The sequence below is a fragment of the Dryocola boscaweniae genome, from assembly GCF_025215095.1.
Taxonomy (GTDB): Bacteria; Pseudomonadota; Gammaproteobacteria; order Enterobacterales; family Enterobacteriaceae; genus Dryocola; species Dryocola boscaweniae.
In genome coordinates this window covers 1-486 of the sequence record NZ_JALHAP010000043.1, presented here as the reverse complement: position 1 = coordinate 486, position 486 = coordinate 1, and the positions used below count along the sequence as shown (strand labels likewise).

Genomic DNA, 486 nt, shown 5'->3' with positions numbered 1-486 from the left:
ACAGCCTGCTGGATTACAGCTATAGCTGGAGTAACTACCTCAGCACCATCAATAACAACGGTTTTAACTGGGCTTCAACCGGTGACAGCCAGACACATCGTTTTACCGCTTCGCACGTGCTGTTCCGCAATGGCGATATAAAAACAGGCGCATCCATTGGGCTGACACATCAAATCAGCAACAACTACCTTAACGACGCGAAACTCGACAGCAGCAGCCGCAGGCTTACCAGCCTGGTCTCTGGCCTTAACCACACGCAAAAGATTTTTGGTGGTGTTGCGACGTTAAACCCGACTTTCAGCCACGGCGTACCCTGGCTGGGCGCGGAAGACGACAAAGGTAAAAAAGGCGACATGCCAAAAGCCGGGTTCAAAAAATGGAGCGTTAACGGCAGCTATCAGCGTCCCGTAACCAATGACCTGTGGTGGCTGACCAGCTTCTACGGCCAGTGGTCGCCGGACCGGCTTTACGGCAGCGAGCGCCTGA

The 486-nt window shown here is 53.7% G+C and carries 1 protein-coding gene; it reads left to right on the top strand.

Annotated features, from left to right (window positions below):
• A partial coding sequence (locus MUA00_RS00235) for a ShlB/FhaC/HecB family hemolysin secretion/activation protein (RefSeq protein WP_271130453.1) occupies nucleotides 1-486 on the top strand: 486 nt, incomplete at both ends.